This is a genomic window from Streptomyces chisholmiae (assembly GCF_031845445.1).
GTDB classification, from domain to species: Bacteria; Actinomycetota; Actinomycetes; order Streptomycetales; family Streptomycetaceae; genus Streptomyces; species Streptomyces chisholmiae.
Window position 1 is genome coordinate 345078 of record NZ_JAVREO010000002.1, and the last position, 18937, is coordinate 364014.

At 75.0% G+C, this 18937-nt stretch carries 18 protein-coding genes and 1 tRNA gene; 7 read left to right on the forward strand and 12 right to left on the reverse strand.

The annotated features are described in order from the left end of the window. Positions 1-5 precede the first annotated feature (5 nt). On the forward strand, positions 6-1010 hold the full coding sequence (gene rsgA / locus RM844_RS04395; protein WP_311664926.1) for a ribosome small subunit-dependent GTPase A: 1005 nt from the start codon (positions 6-8) through the stop codon (positions 1008-1010). A gap of 18 nt (positions 1011-1028) precedes the next feature. Here rsgA and RM844_RS04400 read toward each other — a convergent pair whose 3' ends face one another. Then, the gene (locus tag RM844_RS04400; RefSeq protein WP_311664928.1) at positions 1029-1532 is read right to left on the reverse strand and encodes a TetR/AcrR family transcriptional regulator; all 504 of its coding nucleotides are present in this window, start codon (positions 1530-1532) and stop codon (positions 1029-1031) included. A gap of 149 nt (positions 1533-1681) precedes the next feature. Here RM844_RS04400 and hisN point away from each other — a divergent pair, with 149 nt between their 5' ends. Then, positions 1682-2476 carry a histidinol-phosphatase gene (gene hisN, locus RM844_RS04405; protein ID WP_311664930.1) on the forward strand — a complete coding sequence of 265 codons (795 nt, stop codon included), beginning with the start codon at positions 1682-1684 and terminating at the stop codon, positions 2474-2476. Positions 2477-2561: 85 nt separating this feature from the next. Here the strand turns inward: hisN and RM844_RS04410 are convergent, their stop codons facing one another. Beyond that, positions 2562-4025 carry a catalase gene (locus RM844_RS04410; protein WP_311664932.1) on the reverse strand — a complete coding sequence of 488 codons (1464 nt, stop codon included), beginning with the start codon at positions 4023-4025 and terminating at the stop codon, positions 2562-2564. A 172-nt stretch (positions 4026-4197) separates the two neighbouring features. Here RM844_RS04410 and RM844_RS04415 point away from each other — a divergent pair, with 172 nt between their 5' ends. From RM844_RS04415 to tesB, 3 genes are all read left to right on the forward strand, one after another. Further along, positions 4198-4617: a Fur family transcriptional regulator gene (locus RM844_RS04415; RefSeq protein WP_311664934.1), complete on the forward strand. Its 420-nt coding sequence runs from the start codon at positions 4198-4200 to the stop codon at positions 4615-4617. Positions 4618-4658: 41 nt separating this feature from the next. Next, positions 4659-4735: transfer RNA gene (locus RM844_RS04420), tRNA-Met, on the forward strand. Positions 4736-4861: 126 nt separating this feature from the next. Further along, positions 4862-5752: an acyl-CoA thioesterase II gene (gene tesB / locus RM844_RS04425; RefSeq protein WP_311664936.1), complete on the forward strand. Its 891-nt coding sequence runs from the start codon at positions 4862-4864 to the stop codon at positions 5750-5752. Positions 5753-5774: 22 nt separating this feature from the next. On the opposite strand, the gene RM844_RS04430 is transcribed toward tesB, so the two are convergent. The 5 genes from RM844_RS04430 to erm all read right to left on the reverse strand — a co-directional run bounded on the left by RM844_RS04430 (position 5775) and on the right by erm (position 9091). Continuing rightward, complete coding sequence (locus RM844_RS04430; protein WP_311664938.1) at positions 5775-6581, reverse strand: phosphatase; 807 nt, start codon at positions 6579-6581, stop codon at positions 5775-5777. A gap of 208 nt (positions 6582-6789) precedes the next feature. Further along, positions 6790-7329, reverse strand: coding sequence for a DUF3618 domain-containing protein (locus tag RM844_RS04435; RefSeq protein ID WP_311664940.1), 540 nt, complete (start codon positions 7327-7329; stop codon positions 6790-6792). After that, positions 7305-7706, reverse strand: a complete 402-nt coding sequence (locus RM844_RS04440) for a phage holin family protein (protein ID WP_311664942.1) — start codon at positions 7704-7706, stop codon at positions 7305-7307. The genes RM844_RS04435 and RM844_RS04440 overlap by 25 nt, the downstream gene beginning before the upstream one ends. Position 7707: 1 nt before the next feature. Next, entirely contained in the window at positions 7708-8235 is a 528-nt protein-coding gene (locus RM844_RS04445) for a hypothetical protein (protein WP_311664944.1), read from the reverse strand. Between the two features lie 79 nt (positions 8236-8314). Continuing rightward, on the reverse strand, positions 8315-9091 hold the full coding sequence (gene erm, locus RM844_RS04450) for an ErmE/ErmH/ErmO/ErmR family 23S rRNA (adenine(2058)-N(6))-methyltransferase (RefSeq protein ID WP_311664946.1): 777 nt from the start codon (positions 9089-9091) through the stop codon (positions 8315-8317). A 418-nt stretch (positions 9092-9509) separates the two neighbouring features. Here erm and RM844_RS04455 point away from each other — a divergent pair, with 418 nt between their 5' ends. Together RM844_RS04455 and RM844_RS04460 are read left to right on the forward strand one after the other, a co-directional pair. Next, complete coding sequence (locus RM844_RS04455; RefSeq protein ID WP_394814435.1) at positions 9510-13331, forward strand: ABC transporter ATP-binding protein; 3822 nt, start codon at positions 9510-9512, stop codon at positions 13329-13331. 71 nt (positions 13332-13402) lie between these two features. Beyond that, a complete protein-coding gene (locus RM844_RS04460; protein WP_311664950.1) occupies positions 13403-13786 on the forward strand; it encodes a hypothetical protein in 384 nt (127 codons plus the stop codon). A 58-nt stretch (positions 13787-13844) separates the two neighbouring features. Here RM844_RS04460 and RM844_RS04465 read toward each other — a convergent pair whose 3' ends face one another. The 5 genes from RM844_RS04465 to RM844_RS04485 all read right to left on the reverse strand — a co-directional run bounded on the left by RM844_RS04465 (position 13845) and on the right by RM844_RS04485 (position 18918). Continuing rightward, on the reverse strand, positions 13845-14069 hold the full coding sequence (locus RM844_RS04465; RefSeq protein ID WP_311664952.1) for a hypothetical protein: 225 nt from the start codon (positions 14067-14069) through the stop codon (positions 13845-13847). Positions 14070-14089: 20 nt separating this feature from the next. Further along, positions 14090-14590 carry an NUDIX hydrolase gene (locus tag RM844_RS04470; RefSeq protein WP_311664954.1) on the reverse strand — a complete coding sequence of 167 codons (501 nt, stop codon included), beginning with the start codon at positions 14588-14590 and terminating at the stop codon, positions 14090-14092. Positions 14591-14630: 40 nt separating this feature from the next. Beyond that, on the reverse strand, positions 14631-16691 hold the full coding sequence (locus RM844_RS04475) for an ATP-binding SpoIIE family protein phosphatase (RefSeq protein ID WP_311664956.1): 2061 nt from the start codon (positions 16689-16691) through the stop codon (positions 14631-14633). A gap of 206 nt (positions 16692-16897) precedes the next feature. Next, positions 16898-17695, reverse strand: a complete 798-nt coding sequence (locus RM844_RS04480; RefSeq protein ID WP_311665328.1) for a sugar phosphate isomerase/epimerase family protein — start codon at positions 17693-17695, stop codon at positions 16898-16900. A gap of 68 nt (positions 17696-17763) precedes the next feature. Continuing rightward, positions 17764-18918 carry a dihydrodipicolinate synthase family protein gene (locus RM844_RS04485; protein ID WP_311664957.1) on the reverse strand — a complete coding sequence of 385 codons (1155 nt, stop codon included), beginning with the start codon at positions 18916-18918 and terminating at the stop codon, positions 17764-17766. Between the last annotated feature and the right edge of the window lie 19 nt (positions 18919-18937).

An 18937-nucleotide genomic window follows, 5' to 3' on the forward strand; every position in this document is an offset into this window, starting at 1 on the left:
CCGGGATGCGTCGCTACGGCAAGCACACGGACGAGGACGACGTTCGGGTCCGGCCCAGTCGCCGGGGCTCGAAGCCGCGCACCCACCGCAGGCCGGCGCACGAGGACGCGGCCGAGGGCTTCGTGCTGACGGTGGACCGCGGCCGGCTGACCTGCCTGGTCGAGGACCGGCCGGTGGTCGCCATGAAGGCCAGGGAGCTGGGCCGCAAGAGCGTGGTGGTGGGGGACCGGGTGGCGCTGGTCGGTGATCTCTCCGGCCGCAAGGACACCCTGGCCCGGGTGGTCCGCGTCGAGGAGCGCAGATCCACGCTGCGGCGCACGGCGGACGACGACGATCCGTACGAGCGGGTGGTGGTGGCCAACGCGGACCAGCTGGCCATCGTGACGGCGCTGGCCGATCCGCAGCCGCGGCCGCGGCTGATCGACCGCTGCCTGGTGGCCGCCTTCGACGCCGGGCTCGAACCGCTGCTGATCCTGACCAAGGCCGATCTGGCCTCCCCCGACCCGCTGTTGGAGACCTACGCCCCGCTGGGGGTGCGGCACGTGGTGACCAGCGCGGAACGGTTCGACGAGGCCTCGGTCGAGGCGGTGCGCGAGCTGCTGTACGGGCGGATCACCGCCTTCGTCGGGCACAGCGGGGTGGGCAAGACCACCCTGGTCAACGCGCTGGTGCCGGAGCGGCAGCGGGCGACGGGCCGGGTGAACGCGGTCACCGGGCGCGGCCGGCACACCACGGTCTCGGCGCTGGCGCTGCCGCTGCCGGACGACGCCGGCTGGGTCATCGACACCCCGGGCGTGCGGTCCTTCGGGCTGCACCACGTGGAGCCGTCCCGGGTGATCCTCGCCTTCCCCGACCTGGTGCCGGGCGCGGAGGGCTGCCCCCGGGCGTGCAGCCACGACGAGCCGGCCTGCGCGCTGGACGACTGGGTGGCCGAGGGGCACGCGGACGCGGCCCGGCTGTACTCGCTGCGCCGCCTGCTGGCCACCCGGGAGCGGCACGAGGGCGACTGACCGCGCCGGCCGCCGCGGTCAGGGCGCCAGCTCGGGGGGCGCGATCAGCCGGGAGATGGCCAGCCGTATCGCGGTCTCGCAGGTGTCGGGCAGGGTCTCCCTGGCGGGTGGCGCGGTGTGCGGGATCAGCGCCCGGGTGGCCCGCTCGCGCAGCTCGGCGACCAGCCGGCCCGGCCGTTGGTCCGCCGGTGGCATGCCGGCGCAGCGGCAGCCGGTGAGCGAGGCGCGCACCAGCCGGTCGGTGCGCGCGGCCCGGACGATCCAGTCGGCGGCGTCGCCCAGCGGGTCGCAGGACCGGGGGGAGCGGTGCGCGCAGTGCTCCCGGAAGGCGTCCAGGAAGCCCGTCACCCGATGGTCCGTCAGTGCCCGGCCCAGCCCCGCCTTGTCGCCGAACTCGTTGTAGAGCGTCTGCCGGGACACGCCGGCCGCGGCGGCCACCTCGACCATGCGCACCAGCGGCCAGGGGCGTTCCTCGACGGCTGTCCTGGCGGCTTCCAGCAGGGACTCACGCGCGGTGGGCATCGTCGCCTCCTCGCCTCCAGGGGTGGCACCGGCCGGCTCCGGGACAGAATTGACGCGCGGGCGCGGGGTGTCAAGGGTGGCCACCGGCCCGCCGCCGGCCGAGCCGCCCGCCGTCGGGGGTGGGGCGCCGGTCCCCGATACTGGGGGGCATGCCCGACTACCTCGATGATCTGCGCCTCGCGCACGTACTGGCCGACGCCGCCGACGCCGCGACCATGGAACGGTTCAAGGCCCTGGACCTGAAGGTCGAGACGAAACCGGACATGACGCCGGTGAGCGAGGCGGACCGGGCCGCCGAGGAGCTGATCCGCTCGGCGCTGCGCCGGGCCAGGCCCCGGGACGCGGTGCTGGGCGAGGAGTACGGGAGCGAGGGGCAGGGGCCGCGGCGTTGGGTGATCGACCCGATCGACGGCACCAAGAACTACGTGCGCGGGGTGCCGGTCTGGGCGACGCTGATCGCGCTGCTGGAGCGGGGCGAGGACGGCGACCGGCCGGTGGTCGGGCTGGTGTCGGCGCCCGCGTTGCACCGGCGCTGGTGGGCGGTGCTCGGCGGGGGCGCGTTCGCCGGGCGGAGCCTCACCTCGGCGAGCCGGCTGCGGGTCTCGGCGGTCGGGGAGCTGTCGGACGCCTCGTTCTCCTACTCCTCGTTGAGCGGCTGGGCGGACCGGGGGCTGCTGGGCGGCTTCCTGGGGCTGACCGAGGACTGCTGGCGGACCCGGGCCTACGGCGACTTCTGGTCGTACATGATGGTCGCGGAGGGCGCGGTCGACATCTGTGCCGAGCCGGAGCTGTCCCTGTGGGACATGGCGGCCCCGGCGATCGTGGTGACGGAGGCCGGCGGCCGGTTCACCTCGCTGGACGGGGTGCCGGGGCCGCACGGGGCGGACGCCGCCGCCTCCAACGGGCTGCTGCACGACGCCCTGTTGGAGCGGCTGCGGTCCTGAGGCCGGCCGCGGCCGGGCATGCCGGAGCGGCCGACGCCAGGGGCAGCCGGCCGCTCCGGGGTGTACGACAAGCGGTCCTCGGTGATCAGCCGCGGAGGGCCTGGACCGCGGCCTGGAGCCGCTTGCCGTAGTCGTCGTCCGCCTTGCGGAAGTTCTCGATCGCCCGCTCGGCGATCTCGTCCCGGGAGACCTGGGCGATGAAGCCGGCCAGGTTCTGGATGAGCCGCTCCCGCTCGCCCTCCGACATCAGCCGGTAGAGGTTGCCGGCCTGGACGAAGTCGTCGTCCTCGGCGTGGGCGGGCGCCGCGTGGTCACCGGTGCTGCCGGAGACCGCGGTGGACTGCCACAGCGGCTGGTCGGTCTGGGCCGGGCCGCCGAAGCTGTTGGGCTCGTAGTTCCTGGCGCCGCCGTGCCGCCCGTCGTAGCCGAGGCCGTCCCGGCCGTGGCTGTTGGCCTCGGTGGCGTGCGGGCGGTTCACCGGCAGCTGGTCGGCGTTGACGCCGACCCGGTAGCGGTGGGCGTCGCCGTAGGCGAAGAGCCGGCCCTGGAGCATCTTGTCGGGGGACGGGCCGATGCCCGGCACGAAGTGGTGCGGGGAGAAGATCGACTGCTCGACCTCGGCGAAGATGTTCCGCGGGTTGCGGTTCAGCTCCAGCTTCCCGATCTCGATCGGCGGGTAGTCCGCGTGCGGCCAGACCTTGGTCAGGTCGAACGGGTTGAACCGGTAGGTGGCCGCGTCGGCCGCCGGCATGATCTGGACCTGCACGGTCCAGCTCGGGAAGTCGCCGTTCTCGATGGCCACCCGCAGGTCGCGCTGGTGGCTGTCCGGGTCCTGCCCGGCCAGCACGGCGGCCTCCTCGGAGGTCAGGTTCTTGATGCCCTGGTCGGTCTTGAAGTGGTACTTGACCCAGAACGCCTCGCCGGCCTCGTTGGTCCACTGGAAGGTGTGCGAGCCGTAGCCGTTCAGGTGCCGGTAGGAGGCCGGGATGCCGCGGTCGCCGAAGAGCCAGGTGACCTGGTGGGTGGACTCGGGGGAGAGGCCCCAGAAGTCCCAGACGTTGTCCGCCTCCTGCGAGCCGGTGTACGGGTCGCGCTTCTGGGTGTGGATGAAGTCGGGGAACTTGATGGCGTCCTTGATGAAGAACACCGGGGTGTTGTTCCCGACGAGGTCGTAGTTGCCCTCCTCGGTGTAGAACTTCAGCGCGAAGCCGCGCGGGTCCCGCACCGCGTCCGCCGCGCCGAGGTTGCCGGCCACGGTGGAGAAGCGGAGGAAGGTCTCCGTCTCCTTGCCGATCTCCGAGAGGAACTTGGCCTTGGTGTACCGGGTGACGTCCGCGGTCACGGTGAACGTGCCGTAGGCGCCCGCGCCCCGCGCGTGCACCACGCGCTCGGGGATGCGCTCCCGGTTGAAGTGGGCGAGCTTCTCGATGAGGAGCTGGTCCTGGATCAGAACGGGGCCCCCGACGCCCGCGACCTGGCTGTTCTGGTTGTCCGCTACGGGAGCGCCCGACTCGGTGGTGAGGGGTCCCGCTGCGATCTGGTCGGTCATTTACCGGTCACGCCCTTCGGTTCGGATCGTGGTGGTGCCGCCGGGGCACTTGGCCTTCGAATGACTCGATCCTATATTGGACTCAGTCCAAGTCAAGAAGACCCCTGATTCAGGACAACTACCAGAACCGTACTCCGTCGGCCGGTGAGGCCGGCCAGGCTAGGGTGAGACCATGAGCGACCTGCTTCAGCGACTGCGCGACCGCGGCTGGCGGCTGACCGCCCAGCGGCGGGTCATCGCCGAGGTGCTGGACGGCGAGCACGTGCACTTCACGGCCGACGAGGTGCACGCCAGGGCCGTGGGCCGGCTGCCGGAGATCTCCCGGGCCTCCGTCTACAACACGCTCGGCGAGCTGGTCGCGCTCGGTGAGGTGCTGGAGGTCACCACCGACGGTCGGGCCAAGCGGTACGACCCCAACGCCCACCAGCCGCACCAGCACCTGGTCTGCGCCGGCTGCGGCGCGATGCGGGACGTGCGGCTGACCGCCGACCCGCTGGCCGCGCTGCCCGAGGGGGAGCGCTTCGGGTTCGCCGTCACGGAGGTCGACGTCACCTTCTACGGGCGCTGCCCGGAGTGCGCCGCGGGTGGCTGATTTGCCGCCCAGGTGCGAGCGGGCTAGAGTGGAGAACACGACGCGGGGTGGAGCAGCTCGGTAGCTCGCTGGGCTCATAACCCAGAGGTCGCAGGTTCAAATCCTGTCCCCGCTACCAGTACCGAAGGCCCGGTTCCCGAAAGGGACCGGGCCTTCGGCGTGCGGCGCCCCGGCTCCTGGCCGGCGGCGCCCGGCTGTCGGACCGGGCCGCACCGCCGGCCGCCCGCCGGTGCAGAATCAGGGCATGGACGCTACCCTCCAGTACCTTCTCGACCTGCTCGACCTGGAGCCGATCGAGCGCGACATCTTCCGAGGGGACAGCCACCGCTCGGTGATCCCCCGCGTATTCGGCGGGCAGGTGGCCGCGCAGGCGCTGGTCGCGGCCTGTCGCACCGTGCCCGAGGGGCGCCTGGCGCACTCCCTGCACTCCTACTTCCTGCGGCCAGGCGACCCGGGCGCGCCCATCGTCTACACCGTGGACCGGATCAGGGACGGCCGCTCCTTCACCACCCGCCGGGTGGTGGCGGTCCAGCACGGGCAGCCGATCTTCCACCTCTCCGCGTCCTTCCAGGAGGTCGAGGAGGGGCTGGAGCACCAGGAGGCGATGCCCGAGGTGCCCGACCCGGAGACCCTGCCGACCGCCGACGAGCTGCTGCCCCGCTACGCCGACCGGTTCGTCGACCCCGCGGTGGTCGAGGTGCTGCTCGACGCCCGCCGGGCGATCGACCTGCGGTACGTGAACGAGCCGCCGTTCGCCACCGCCGGCACTCCGCGCGAGCCGCGCTCCCAGGTGTGGTTCCGGGTCAACGGCAAGCTGGCCGGGGAGCGGGACAACCCGGTCTCCCACCTGTGCCTGGCCACCTACGTCTCCGACATGACGCTGCTGGACTCGGTGCTGCTCGCGCACGGCCGGGGCGGCTGGACGGTCGGCGACATCGTGGGCGCCAGCCTGGACCATGCCATGTGGTTCCACCGGCCGTTCCGGGCCGACGAGTGGCTGCTCTACGACACCGACTCGCCCACCGCGCAGGGCGGCCGCGGGCTGGCCCGCGGCCGGATCTTCACCCGGGACGGACGACTGGCCGTCTCGGTGATCCAGGAGGGGTTGATGCGGGTGCCGCGGGCGGCCGGCTGATCGCGAGCCGGCCGAGCGCGGTTCAGACCAGCGGGTCCGGGCCGGCGAGGCCGGCCGCCTCCAGCAGGTAGGCGGTCATCGGCTCGTAGAACCGTGGGTTGATCACGTGGTCGTCCAGCGGGACGCAGACGCTCAGCGTGCCCTCCTGCTCGCCGAGGAAGAGCGCCGGGTCGTTGCAGTCGGCGTAGCCGATGGTCTCCAGGCCCGCCTGGGCGGCGCAGCCGGCCCAGCCGTGGTCGGCGATCACCAGGTCGGGCAGCCGCTCGCCCTCCTGCGGCAGGGCGTGCAGGATCTCGGCCATCGGCTGCGGGGAGTGGGTGTGCCACAGGGTGGCGCCCCGCTCGTACATGGCGACGCCGGCCAGCTGCGCCACCACGCCCTCGTCCGCGGTCAGCCCCAGCGGCACCCGCACCAGGTCGCAGCCGGCGGCACGCAGCGCGGCCGCGGTCTGCGCGTGCACGTCGAGCAGCCCGCCCGGGTGGCCGGTGGCCACCAGCACCCGCTGCCGGTCCTGGGCCGCCTTGCGGAGCAGCGCCGCGGCCCGGTCCAGACCGTCCACGGTCAGCTCGGGGTCGATGGTGTCCTGCCCCTGCCGGTGCTCAGGGTCGCCGTCCACCCCGCACCGCTCGGCCATCACGGCCAGCACGTCCTGCTCGTCGCTCCAGCGGTCGCCCAGCTCCAGCCCGAGCCAGTAGTAGCGGTTGCCGTTCGCCAACTCCCGGTAGTGCGCGAGGTTGTTCTCGCGCGGGGTGGCGACCTCGCCGGCGATCCGGGTGCGTATCAGGTGTTCGATCAGTTCCGGACGCGAGGGGGCGGCGATGGTCGGCATACGTCCAGTATCGCCCGGACGGCTGGGTTCCGGTCGGGGTGTCGCCGAGCTGTGATCTCCCCCGCGCTCTCCCCCGCGCTCTCTCCCCCGCGCTCTCCCCCGTGATCCTCGCCACGCGGCGGGCCCCCGGCGGTCCGCGCCGGTGCCGCCGGTCCCGTGCCGGGGCGCGCGGCGGGCCCCCGGCGCGGGGGCCCGCCACGGCCGCCGGTCAGCCGTCCTGGTCGCCGGCCCGTTCCCTGGTGTGCCGGGCGGCGTCGGTGGCCGACCTGCGGATCTCGTCGGCCGCCTGCCGCATCGACTCCTTCGCCTCGGCGCCGAACTCGCGGGCCGAGGCGTCGGCCGCCTCCCGCAACGGGTCGAGGTGCGGCGCCGCCCGCTCCGCGAGCCGGCCGGCGGCCCGCTCCTCGCGCTCGCTGCCGGGCAGCAGCGCGGCGGCCAGCACGCCGGCCGCCAGGCCGAGCGCGCCGGCGGCCAGCGGGTTGCCGCCGGCCCGTTCGGCCGCCTGGCCGGCGCCCGAGCGCAGCGACCTGGCGCCGGCCGAGCCGCGCCGCCGGGCGCGGTCGGTGCCGCCGGCGGCGGCACCCCGCATCCGGTCGCGGGTGCCGGCCGCGGTGTCGCGCAGTTGCCCGCCGCCGCGCCGGACCGCGTTGACCGGGCTGACCCGCTCGGCCAGCAGGTCCAGGTCGGCCGCCAGCTGCGAGCGGGTGGCCTCGATGTCGTGCCTCATCTGGTCGGATGACGTGCCCATGCTGCGTCCTCCCTCAGGCTCTCCAGGGTCTTCGTCGGTTTCGGCGAGAAGCGGCGCAACTGGCCGCGGCCGAGCAGGAACAGCGCGCCGCCCAGCAGCGCCCAGCCGCCGGTCACGATCAGCGCCGCCCAGCCGAGGTCCATCACGTTGCCCAGCGCGAAGAGCGCGGCCAACGACAGGAAGAAGGCGACCATGTAGCCGGCGAAGCCGGCGCCGCCCATCATCCCCGCGGCCTTGCCCGCCCGGCCGAACTCCTCCTTGACCTCCGCCTTCGCCAGCTCCGCCTCCTGTCGGAAGAGCCGCTCCACGTCGGAGGTCACCTCGGCGAAGAGCGTGCCGACCGAGTCCTCGCGCCGTTCGCTGGTGTGGTGTGCCATCTCACGCCTCCGGGTAGCCGGTCCGCTCGGGGTGGTCGGCCAGGTCGAAGGTGCCGTGCTCGGCGGCCTGCCGGACGCCGTCCGGGCGCGGCTGTGGGGAGTGGCGCCCGCCGTCCTGCCCGTCGCCGTGCCCGTCGTCGCCGACGGCCCGCCCGGCCTTGGCCAGGCGGCCCATGGCGAAGCCGGCCAGCGCGGTCATGCCGACGAAGGCCGCCGGGCGCTGCCGGGCCAGCCGTTGGGTGTCGTCCAGCAGCCCGGTCAGCCCGTGCCGGTCCAGATAGCCGGCGGCCCGGTGGCCGCCGTCGGCGGCGCGGGCGACCAGCCCTCTGGTCGGCGAGTCCGCGCGCGCCTGCGCGGCCAGCTCGGACAACTCGTCCGCGATCTGCCGTACCTGCTCGGCGGCCCGCTGGGACCCGGTTCTGGCCTGCTCGTCGGCGCGTTCCCGCACCGTGTGCGCGGCGGCCCTGGCCTTGTCCGCGGGGGAGTCCCGCTCGCCGGTCCACAGATCGCCGCTGAGTGAGTCGGTCATGGGATCACTTCCTCCTGCGGCTCGCTTCGAGGGACCCGGGTAACCGGCTCCCCGGGTGGGAAAACCGGCGGCGGCCCGCTCATCCGGCGCGGCGCAGCGCGCGGTGCAGGGTGAGCCACTGCCGGGGCGTGACCCGGCCGACCGGCGCGTCCAGCGGGATACGCGCCGCCACGAGCGCCGCGCGCACCCGGGGCGCCGGGCGGTCGCGGCGCAGCGTGGCGGCCAGCGAGCCGCCCACCCCGGTGAAGCCCTCGGCGACCAGCGCCCGGTACGTCGGCAGCTCGCCCGCCGGCAGCAGCGGCGCCGGCCGCCGCACCAGCCGCAGCACGGCCGAGTCGGTGCGGGGCACCGGCTCGAACCGGTAGCGGCTGATCCGCGGCCCGAGCCGCCAGTCGAACTCCGGCCAGGACCGCACCGTCAGCAGCGGCCAGCTGCCGTAGTCGCCGGTGCGCCGGCGGGCGAACTCACGCTGGGTGACCAGCGTGGCGGCGGTCAGTTCCCGCGCGTCCAGGCACCAGCGGACGATGTCCGTGGTCCGGGAGTAGGGGATGTTGCCGACCACCACGAACGGGCGGCCCGGCGGCCGGGTGCGCAGGAAGTCGCCGCGCACCACCCGGACGTTGCCCTCGGCGGCGAGCCGCCGGGGCAGCGCGCCGGCCAGCGCGGGATCGATCTCGTGGGCGATCACCTCGCGGCTGGCCCTGGCCAGCGCCCGGGTGAGGGTGCCCTCCCCGGCACCCGGCTCCACCACCAGGTCGGACGGGGCGAGTTCGGCGGCGCGGACGATCTGCCGGAGCACGGCGGCGTCCCGCAGGAAGTTCTGCGAAAGGGTCTTGCGACGTTGTTGGCGGGCCATGGTGGTCCTCGAAGGCGCGAGGACAGGCCGAGCGGAGCCGGGGTGAACCGAGAGGAAAGCGGGGCAGCCGGCGGCCTGTCCGTGGTCGATGGGAACACGGACGGCCCTGGGCCGGAGCAGGGGAACGCTCGGGGAGCGCGCGAGGGGGGCCTCGGGCGCCGGGCGTGACCGGTCAGGCCAGGGCCGGGCGCCGGGAGCGAAGACGTCGGGACGGAGTGCTCATCACGGACGTCAGCGCGCCGGCGCGGACTCCGATCAGCCAGGTGAAAGCTCCCATGGGCAGGCACCCTAGAGCGGCCCGACGGGCCCGGGCAACCGGGTTTCCGCCCCGGCTCGGGCCCGCGCGTCCGGTGCCGTTCCCGCCCGCTCCCGGTGCGCCCTGACCCCGGCCGTGGCACGTTCATATTGTTGCGGCGGGATGAAACGGCCGGTCGGCGGCGTTAGAGCGGCGTCGGCAGAGCAGGGGGCGAGTGGCTTGGGCACGGGAGGCGCCGCGGTGGCGGAACGTGAGGCTGGGTGGATACGGCGGCTGTTGGGCTACTGCTGGCGGTACCGCCGCAACCTGCTGCTCTCGGTCGGCTCGTCCCTGGTCGGGATGGCCGTGATGGCCCTGATGCCGCTGATCACCAAGGTGATCATCGACGACGTGGTGCTCGGCGGACAGGGGGGCATCGGCCGCTGGGTGGGGCTGCTGCTGGCCGCCGCGGTGGTGGTCTACGCGCTGACCTTTGTGCGCCGCTACTACGGCGGCCGGCTCGGCATCGACGTGCAGCACGACCTGCGGACCGAGATGTTCGCCACCCTCACCCGGCTGGACGGCCGGCGGCAGGACGGGCTGAGCACCGGGCAGGTGGTCGGCCGCGCCACCAGTGACCTCCAGCTCATCCAGGGCCTGCTCTTCATGATGCCGATGACCATCGGCAACGTGGCGCTCTTCGCCGTCTCGCTGGTGGTGATGCTGACCCTGTCGCCGCCGCTCACCCTGGTGGCGCTGGCGGTGGCGCCGGCGCTCTGGCTGATCGCCCGCCGCAGCCGGCGCCGGCTCTACCCGGCGACCTGGTACGCGCAGGCGCAGGCCGCCTCGGTGGCCGGCGTGGTGGACGGCGCGGTCGGCGGCGTGCGGGTGGTCAAGGGCTTCGGGCAGGAGCGCCAGGAGATGGCGAAGCTGCGCCGGGTCAGCGAGCGGCTCTTCGCCGCCCGGATGCGCGGTGTCCGGCTCAACGCCCGCTACACGCCGGCGCTGCAGGCCGTGCCCTCGCTGGGGCAGGTCGGGATGCTGGCGCTGGGCGGCTGGATGGCCACCAGGGGCGAGATCACCCTGGGCACCTTCGTCGCCTTCTCCACCTACCTCGCCCAACTGGTCGGCCCGGTGCGGATGCTGACCGTGATCCTCACCGTGGGCCAGCAGGCGCGGGCCGGCGTGGAGCGGGTGCTGGAGCTGATCGACACCGAGCCGGAGATCCGCCAGGCGCCCGACGCCCGGGCGCTGCCGGAGCAGGCGCCGGCCACCGTGGAGTTCGAGCGGGTCAGCTTCGGCTACACCCCCGACGAGCCGGTGCTGCGGGAGCTGTCGCTGCGGGTCGGGGAGGGCGAGACGCTGGCGGTGGTCGGGCCGTCCGGCAGCGGGAAGTCCACCGTCTCGCTGCTGCTGCCGCGCTTCTACGACCCCGACGCGGGCCGGGTACTGGTCGGCGGGCACGACGTGCGGGAGCTGACCCAGGACTCGCTGCGCGCGGCCATCGGCCTGGTGCCGGAGAACAGCTTCCTCTTCTCGGACACCATCCGGCACAACCTGGCCTACGGCCGGCCGGACGCCACCGACGAGCAGATCCGGGCGGCGGCCAGGGCGGCCCGGGCGGACGGCTTCATCGAGGAGCTGCCCGACGGCTACGACACGGTCGTCGGCGAGCAGGGCATGACCCTCTCCGGCGGCCAGCGGCAGCGCGTCGCGCTGGCCCGGGCCATCCTGACCGACCCCAGGCTGCTGATCCTGGACGACGCCACCTCGGCGGTGGACGCCCGGGTGGAGCACGAGATCCACGAGGCGCTCCGCTCGGTGATGCGCGGCCGCACCACGCTGCTGATCGCGCACCGCGAGTCCACCCTGCAACTCGCCGACCGGATAGCCGTGCTGGACGGCGGCCGGCTGGTGGACACCGGCACCCACGAGCAGCTGCTCGGCCGCTGCGAGCTGTACCGGCGGCTGCTGGCCGACCCGGGCGAGCTGGGCGGGGTGGCGCGGGACCCGGCGGGGCTGGCCGGGGCGGCGCGGGAGGCCGACTGGACGCCGGGCGAGGTGACCGAGGCGGCCTGGCCACGGGCCGCCACGGCCCCGGCCGCCGCCGACCACGCCGACCAGGCGGGCCTGGACCCGGCCGACCTGGCGGCCGCCGAGGAGGCCGGCTCCCCCGTGACGCCGGAGCTGCGGGCCGGGCTGGCGGCGCTGCCGCCGGCCACCGACCGGCCGGCGGTGGACGAGGAACGGGCGGCGGCGCCCGAGCGGACCTTCGGCCTGCGCCGGCTGCTGGCCGGCCTCGGCGGGCCGCTGGCCGCCGCGCTGCTGCTGGTGGTGGCGGACGCGCTGGCCGCGCTGCTGCTGCCGGTGTTGATCCGGCACGGCATCGACGAGGGCGTGCGGGAGGCCGCGCTGGGCGCGGTGTGGGCCGCCTCCCTGCTGGCGCTGGGGGTGGTGGCGGCGCAGTGGGCGGCGCAGTACGGCTCGACGCGCGCCGTCGGCCGGGTCGGCGAGCGGGCCCTCTACACGCTGCGGGTGAAGGTCTTCGCCCAACTCCAGCGACTCGGCCTGGACTTCTACGAACGCGAGCTGGCCGGCCGGGTGATGACCCGGATGACCACCGACGTGGACGCGCTGACCACCTTCCTCCAGACCGGCCTGGTGCAGGCGCTGGTCGCGGTCCTCACCTTCCTCGGCATCCTGGTGGTCCTGGTGGCGCTGGACGCCGAGCTGGCGCTGGTGGTCCTGGCGACGCTGGTGCCGCTGGTGGTCGGCACCGTCTTCTTCCGCCGGCTGAGCACCCGCGCCTACGAGCTGGCCAGGGAGCGGATCGCCGGGGTCAACGCCGACCTCCAGGAGTCGGTCGCCGGGCTGCGGATGGTGCAGGCCTTCCGGCGGGAGGCGGACGGCCTCGGCCGGTTCGTGGCCCGCTCGGACGGCTACCGGCAGGCCCGGGTGCGCGGCCAGTGGCTGATCTCGGTCTACTTCCCGTTCGTCCAGCTGCTGGCCACCGTCGCCACCGCCGGGGTGCTGGTGGTCGGCGCCGGACGGGTGGGGGACGAGACGCTGACCGCCGGCGCGCTGGTCGCCTACCTGCTGTACATCGAGCTGTTCTTCGCCCCCGTCCAGCAGCTGTCCCAGGTCTTCGACGGCTACCAGCAGGCGGTGGTCTCGCTGGGCCGGGTGCGGGAGCTGCTGGCCGAGCGGACCAGCACCCCGCCGGCGACCAGGCCGGTGCCGGTGACGTCGGCCGCCGGCGAGCTGACCTTCGACCAGGTGCGGTTCGCCTACCGGGGCGCGGACGAGGACGCGCTCGCCGGTGTCCAGCTGACCATCCCGGCCGGCCAGACCGTGGCCTTCGTCGGCGAGACCGGCGCCGGCAAGTCCACCCTGGTGAAGCTGGTCGCCCGGTACTACGACCCGACCGCGGGCGCGGTCCGGCTCGACGGCGTCGACCTGCGCGAACTGGAGCTGACCGACTACCGGCACCGGCTGGGGGTGGTCCCCCAGGAGCCGTACCTGTTCGCCGGCACGGTCCGGGACGCCATCGCCTACGGCCGGCCGGACGCCACCGACGCCGAGGTGGAGGCGGCCGCCCGGGCGGTGGGCGCGCACCCGATGATCGCCGCGCTGCCCGGCGGCTACCTGCACCGGGTGGCCGAGCGGGGCCGCGACCTGTCCGCCGGCCAGCGGCAGTTGATCGCGCTGGCCAGGGCGGAGCTGGGCAACCCGGACATCCTGCTGCTGGACGAGGCCACCGCGGCGCTCGACCTGGCCACCGAGGCGCTGGTCAACGAGGCCACCGACCGGCTGGCCGGCAGCCGCACCACGCTGGTGGTCGCGCACCGCCTCACCACGGCGGCCCGGGCGGACCGGGTGGTGGTGCTCGACCAGGGCCGGGTGGTCGAGGACGGCCGGCACGCCGACCTGCTGGCGGCGGACGGCCGCTACGCGGAACTCTGGCGGGCCTACGCGGGCGAGCCGGCCCCCACGGTCGTCGGCTGACCCGCGGCGACCGGCGGTTTCCGGTCGCCACGGGCTGGCCTCCCGCCGGGGCACCGGGGATCCTGGTCGTCATGGGGAGACCTCAGGGGGATGGCGAGGAGCGCCACGAGGCGCGGAACGAGATCAGCGGCGGGGACATCAACGGCCCGGTGGGGCAGTTCGGTTCGGTGCACGGGGACGTGCACATGAACTGGTCCGGGCGGCAGGACCCGGCCGAGCTGGCGAAGGCGGTGGAGGAGGCGCTGACCCGCGCCGAGCGGGCCAGGGAGGAGGCCAGGCGGGAGGCCGAGCGCCGGGAGCGCGAGGCGCGGGACGCCGAGCAGGACTTCCAGCTGCTGATCGCGCTCGGCGTCGGCGTGCTGGTCTTCCTGGTGTTGTTCTTCGGCTTCGACCTGTGGTGGTGGGTCGCCGGGTTGCTGGCCCTGGCCGCCGCCGGGAAGGTCGCCGAGCTGTGAGGCCGACCGGTCAGCCCCGGTGCCCGTGGTGCGCCGGGAGCCGCGCGCGTCGGCCCCGCTACCCCCGGTTGCGCGGGTGGCGGCGGGCGGCGCGCTCGTTGCCGTGCTTGTAGTTACCCGTCCAACGGGCCATCACCAGCTGGGGGTCGCCCGCCTCGACCTCGGCGAGGAAACGGGCGGCCCGGCCGCCGCGCAGGGTGCCGGCGGGCCGGCCGTGGTGGGTTATCAGCACGGTGCCGTCCGCGCGGGTCTGGAAGGCGAAGCCGCCGGGCCGATTGCTCATGGGCCGATGGTAGGGGCGGCCTACGACAGTGCGGGCCGGGTGCGTCGGGCGAGGTAGCTGTCCACGGTCTGGAGCGCGCCGCCGGCCGGTGGCGCGCCCTGGTCCCACCAGTGCACGGCGGCGATCTCGTCGCTGGCCCGCCAGTCGGCCGGCTCCTCGACGTCGACGGTGTAGAGCGCGCCGCGCGCCTCGTCCTTGCCGGGCAGCAGGGTGTGGGCGAAACCCACGAAGCGCAGCCGCTCCGGGGCCAGCCGCTGCCCGGTCTCCTCCCACAGCTCCCGCGCCGCGGCCCGGCGCGGGCTCTCCCCCGGGTCGATGCCGCCGCCGGGCAGCTCCCAGCAGCCGCGGTCCCGCACCAGCACCAGCAGCAGCCGGTCCAGGTGCCAGGCGGCCACCAGCACGTACCGCACCGGGGCGGTGCGGAAGACGGTCTCCTCCGGCGCCTCGTCGAAGGCCAGCAGCCGCATCCCCAGGGGCCCGCTGGCCAGCGGCTCGGCCGGGTGCTCCGCACGGTCGGTCATCCGGCCAGCCTACGGCCGTCCCGGCCGCCGGGCGCCGCCGCTACGGGGCCAGTTCGGCCCAGATCGTCTTGCCGCCCGGCCGGTGTCGGGTGCCCCAGCGCTCGGTGAGCCGGGCGATGATGAACAGGCCGCGGCCGCTCTCGTCGAAGACCCGCGCCCGCCGCAGGTGCGGGGAGGTGCTGGTGCTGTCGGAGACCTCGCAGATCAGCCCGCGCTCCCGGATCAGCCGCAGCTGGATCGGACCGTCCGCGTGCCGGATCGCGTTGGTCACCAGCTCGCTGACCACCAGCTCGGCGGTGAACGCCGCGTCCGCCATGCCCCAGCCGGCCAGCTGACTGGTGGCCAGCTCCCTGGCGCTGGCCACCGCCGTCGGGTCGTCGGGGATCTCCCAGGTCGCGACGTGCGAGGCGTCCAGCGCGCGGGTCCTGGCCAGCAGCAGCGCCACGTCGTCGGTCGGCTGCTCGGCCAGCACGGTGTCCAGCACCGTGTCGCACAGCTCCTCCAGCGAGCCGTTCGGGCGGGAGAGCACCCGCCGCAGCTCGTCGAAGCCCCGGTCGGGGTCCCGGCTGCCCCGGGACTCCACCAGCCCGTTGGTGTAGAGGGCCAGCAGCGTCTCCTCCGGCAGGTCCAGCTCGGCGGACTCGAACGGCAGGCCGCCCAGGCCGAGCGGCGGCCCGGCCGGCAGCTCCAGCACCTCCGCGGTGCCGCTGGGCCGCACCAGCACCGGCGCCGGGTGGCCGGCGCGCGCCACCGTGCAGTGCCGGGAGACCGGGTCGTAGACGGCGTACAGGCAGGTGGCGCCGAACCCGCCGGTCGGGGACTCCCGGCCGGCGTCGGCCGGCTCGGTCTCGAACCGCAGCCGGATCACCACGTCGTCCAGGTGGGTGAGCAACTCGTCCGGCGGGAGGTCGATGTCGGCCAGGGTGCGCACCGTGGAGCGCAGCCGGCCCATGGTGGCCGAGGCGTGCACCCCGTGCCCCACCACGTCGCCCACCACCAGCGCCACCCGGGCGCCGGAGAGCGGGATCACGTCGAACCAGTCGCCGCCGACCCCCATCGCCGAGTCGGCCGGCAGGTAGCGGCTGGCCACGTCGACCGCCGCCAGCTTGGGCAGCCGGCGGGGCAGCAGGCTGCGCTGGAGCGCCAGCGAGTTGCGGTGCTCCCGGGTGAAGCGGCGCGCGTTGTCCACGCAGACCGCCGCCCGGGCGGCGATCTCCTGGGCGAGCACCAGGTCGTCCGCGTCGAACGGTTCCCGCGTCCGGTGCCGCAGGAAGACCGCGACGCCCAGGGTGGTGCCGCGGGCCCGCAGCGGGACGGCGATCCCGGAGTGGAAGCCGTACCGGCGCCAGGGCTCCTCGGCCCGCTCGGGCGAGACACCGAGCCAGCCGGCCAGGTCGGCCGGCCCTTCGAGGCCGGTCGAGCGTTCGGGCCGGCCGCTGGCCAGCACCCGGGCCGGCACCGAGTCCTCGATCCGGCGCCGGGTCTCGTCCAGCCTGAGCACCGCCTCCGGCGCCCCTTCCAGCACCGACCGCTGGGCCACCCGACGCAGTTCGAACGGGGGTTGCCCGGACCAGCCGGGGCGCGGCTCCTCGCCGCGCAGCACCGGGTCGGCCAGGTCGACGGTGGCCAGGTCGGCGAACCGGGGCACCGCGGCCTCCACCAGCTCCCTGGCGGTGGTGTCCACCTCCAGGGTGTTGCCGATGTGGGTGGTGGCCACGCTGAGCAGCGTCAGCCGGTCGCGGGCGATCATCACCCGGCCCAGCTTGGCCTCCCGGTTCGCCCGGGCCCAGCAGCTCAGCAGGCTGAGGACGACGGCGACCACGATGGAGCTGATCACCACGATCCGGCCGCTGAGGTTGCTCACCGGCAGCAGGAAGCCGAAGTTGAGCACCGTGGAGGCGATCGAGGTGGCGCCCACCACGGCGGTCCGCCGCAGCGGCAGCAGGGCGCTGGCCACCAGCGGCGGCAGCAGCGAGGTGCTGGCGTAGCGGACGGTGGCGTCCGGCTGTCCGAGTACGAGCTGGTAGGCCGTGATCACCACGACGCTCAGCAGCAGCAGGGCGAAGAGGCCGTTCTGCCCGCCGCGTCGGAGGGAAGCCACGAAACGCACCTCCCGGCCGGTCAGCGAGGGGCCCGTGACGTTCCGTGCCCTGCGCTCCACCGTAGCCGCGCCCGGCCGGGCCGGCGACGGCTACGGGCCGGCCGGGGGAGTGGCCCGGTGCCGCGGCCGGTCGGCGGCGCGGCACCGGGCCCGTCGCGGCGCGGACCCCGGTCGGCTCAGCGGGCGTGCGTCCGGTGGCTGTCCACTCAGCGGGCGTGCGTCCGGTAGCGGTCCACGGTCTCGGCCAGCACGCCGAGGCCCTCCCTGGCCCACAGCCCGTCGTTGAACAGCTCGACCTCCACCGGGCCGGTGTAGCCGGCGGCCCGGACGGCCGCGTCGAACCACCGGAAGTCGACCGCGCCGTCACCCAGCTGGCCCCGGCCGTTGAGCACCCCGGCGGGCAGCGGGGTGGTCCAGTCGGCCAGCTGGAAGCTGTGGATGCGCCCCTCGGCGCCGGCCCGCGCGATACCGGCCGCCACCTGGTCGTCCCACCACAGGTGGTAGGTGTCGATCACCACGCCGACCTGGTCGGCCGGGAAGCGACCGGCCAGCTCCAGCGCCTGCGCCAGGGTGGAGACCACGCAGCGGTCGGCCGCGTACATCGGGTGCAGCGGCTCGATCGCCAGCCGCACGCCGCGCTCCGCCGCGTACGGCGCCAGCTCGGCGATCGCCTCGGCGATCCGCTCCCGGGCGCCGAACAGGTCCGGGCTGCCGGCCGGCAGCCCGCCGGAGACCAGCACCAGGGTGTCGGTGCCCAGCTCGGCGGCCTCGTCGATGGCGGCCCGGTTGTCGTCCAGCGCGGCGGCCCGCTCGGCCGGCCGCTCCGCGGTGAGGAAGCCGCCCCGGCAGAGCGTGGTCACGGCCAGGCCGGCGTCCCGCACCAGCTTGGCGGCGGCCCGCAGGCCGTAGGCGGCCACCGGCTCGCGCCACAGCCCGACGCCGGGCACGCCCAGCGCGGTCAGTCCGTCGACCAGCTCGGGCAGCGACAGCTGGCGCACGGTCATCTGGTTGATGGAGAAGCCCGTCAGGTCGCCGGCGGCGGCCCCGGTCCCGGGCTCGGAGGTGGTCTGGGTCACTGGGGTACTCCCTGCACGGCGAGCAGCTGGGCCATCCGGGCGCGGGCGCGCTCCGGGTCGGGGAACAGGCCGAGGCCGTCGGCGAGTTCGTAGGCGCGGGCCAGGTGGGGCAGCGACCGGGCCGACTGGAGGCCGCCGACCATCGTGAAGTGGTCCTGGTGGCCGGCCAGCCAGGCGAGGAACACCACGCCCGTCTTGTAGTACCGGGTGGGGGTCTGGAAGAGGTGCCGGGAGAGCGGCACCGTCGGGTCGAGCAGCGCCCGGAAGGCCGCCGGGTCGGCCGCGTCCAACGCCCGCACCGCCTCGGCGGCCAGCGGGCCCAGCGGGTCGAAGATGCCCAGCAGCGCGTGGCTGAAGCCCTGCTCGTCCCCGGCGATCAGCTCCGGGTAGTTGAAGTCGTCGCCCGTGTAGCAGCGCACGCTGGCCGGCAGGCGCCGGCGCAGCGCGACCTCGCGCCCCGCGTCCAGCAGCGAGACCTTGACCCCGTCCACCTTCTCCGGGTTGGCCGCGATGATCTCCAGGAAGGTCTCGGTGGCCGCGTCCAGGTCGGACGAGCCCCAGTAGCCCTCAAGCGCCGGGTCGAACATCGGGCCCAGCCAGTGCAGGATCACCGGCCGCGCCGCCTGCCGGAGCAACTCCCCGTAGACCGCCAGGTAGTCCTCCGGGCCGCCGGCCGTGGCGGCCAGCGCCCGGGAGGCCATCAGGATCGGCCGCGCCCCGGTCTCCTCGACGACCGCCAGCTGCTCCTCGTAGGCGGCCCGCACCTCGGCGAGGCTCGCCTGCCCGGTCAGCTGGTCGGTGCCCACGCCGCAGGCGATCAGCCCGCCGACGGCCTTCGCCTCGGCGCCGGAGCGCCGGATCAGCTCGGCGGCGCCGGCCCAGTCCAGGCCCATGCCGCGCTGCGCGGTGTCCATCGCCTCGGCCACGCCGAGCCCGTGCGACCACAGGTGGTGCCGGAAGGCCAGGGTGCGCTCCCAGTCCACGGCCGCCGGCCCGTCCGGGGTGCTGTCGGCGAACGGGTCGGCCACCACGTGGGCGGCGGAGTAGACGACGCGCGAGGCGAGCGGCGGACGCCCGGGCGCGAACGCCGCCGGCTCGGCGCGCGGGGTGTACTCGCGCAACGCGCCGGTGGCGTCGGGCAGTCGGATCACGGTGACGGTCTCCTTCGGG

Coding starts and splice junctions, on each gene's coding strand:
- rsgA (WP_311664926.1), top strand. CDS start 6: ATGCGTCGCTACGGCAAGCACACGGACGAGGACGACGTTCGGGTCCGG.
- RM844_RS04400 (WP_311664928.1), bottom strand. CDS start 1,532: ATGCCCACCGCGCGTGAGTCCCTGCTGGAAGCCGCCAGGACAGCCGTC.
- hisN (WP_311664930.1), top strand. CDS start 1,682: ATGCCCGACTACCTCGATGATCTGCGCCTCGCGCACGTACTGGCCGAC.
- RM844_RS04410 (WP_311664932.1), bottom strand. CDS start 4,025: ATGACCGACCAGATCGCAGCGGGACCCCTCACCACCGAGTCGGGCGCT.
- RM844_RS04415 (WP_311664934.1), top strand. CDS start 4,198: ATGAGCGACCTGCTTCAGCGACTGCGCGACCGCGGCTGGCGGCTGACC.
- tesB (WP_311664936.1), top strand. CDS start 4,862: ATGGACGCTACCCTCCAGTACCTTCTCGACCTGCTCGACCTGGAGCCG.
- RM844_RS04430 (WP_311664938.1), bottom strand. CDS start 6,581: ATGCCGACCATCGCCGCCCCCTCGCGTCCGGAACTGATCGAACACCTG.
- RM844_RS04435 (WP_311664940.1), bottom strand. CDS start 7,329: ATGGGCACGTCATCCGACCAGATGAGGCACGACATCGAGGCCACCCGC.
- RM844_RS04440 (WP_311664942.1), bottom strand. CDS start 7,706: ATGGCACACCACACCAGCGAACGGCGCGAGGACTCGGTCGGCACGCTC.
- RM844_RS04445 (WP_311664944.1), bottom strand. CDS start 8,235: ATGACCGACTCACTCAGCGGCGATCTGTGGACCGGCGAGCGGGACTCC.
- erm (WP_311664946.1), bottom strand. CDS start 9,091: ATGGCCCGCCAACAACGTCGCAAGACCCTTTCGCAGAACTTCCTGCGG.
- RM844_RS04455 (WP_394814435.1), top strand. CDS start 9,510: ATGAAACGGCCGGTCGGCGGCGTTAGAGCGGCGTCGGCAGAGCAGGGG.
- RM844_RS04460 (WP_311664950.1), top strand. CDS start 13,403: ATGGGGAGACCTCAGGGGGATGGCGAGGAGCGCCACGAGGCGCGGAAC.
- RM844_RS04465 (WP_311664952.1), bottom strand. CDS start 14,069: ATGAGCAATCGGCCCGGCGGCTTCGCCTTCCAGACCCGCGCGGACGGC.
- RM844_RS04470 (WP_311664954.1), bottom strand. CDS start 14,590: ATGACCGACCGTGCGGAGCACCCGGCCGAGCCGCTGGCCAGCGGGCCC.
- RM844_RS04480 (WP_311665328.1), bottom strand. CDS start 17,695: ATGACCGTGCGCCAGCTGTCGCTGCCCGAGCTGGTCGACGGACTGACC.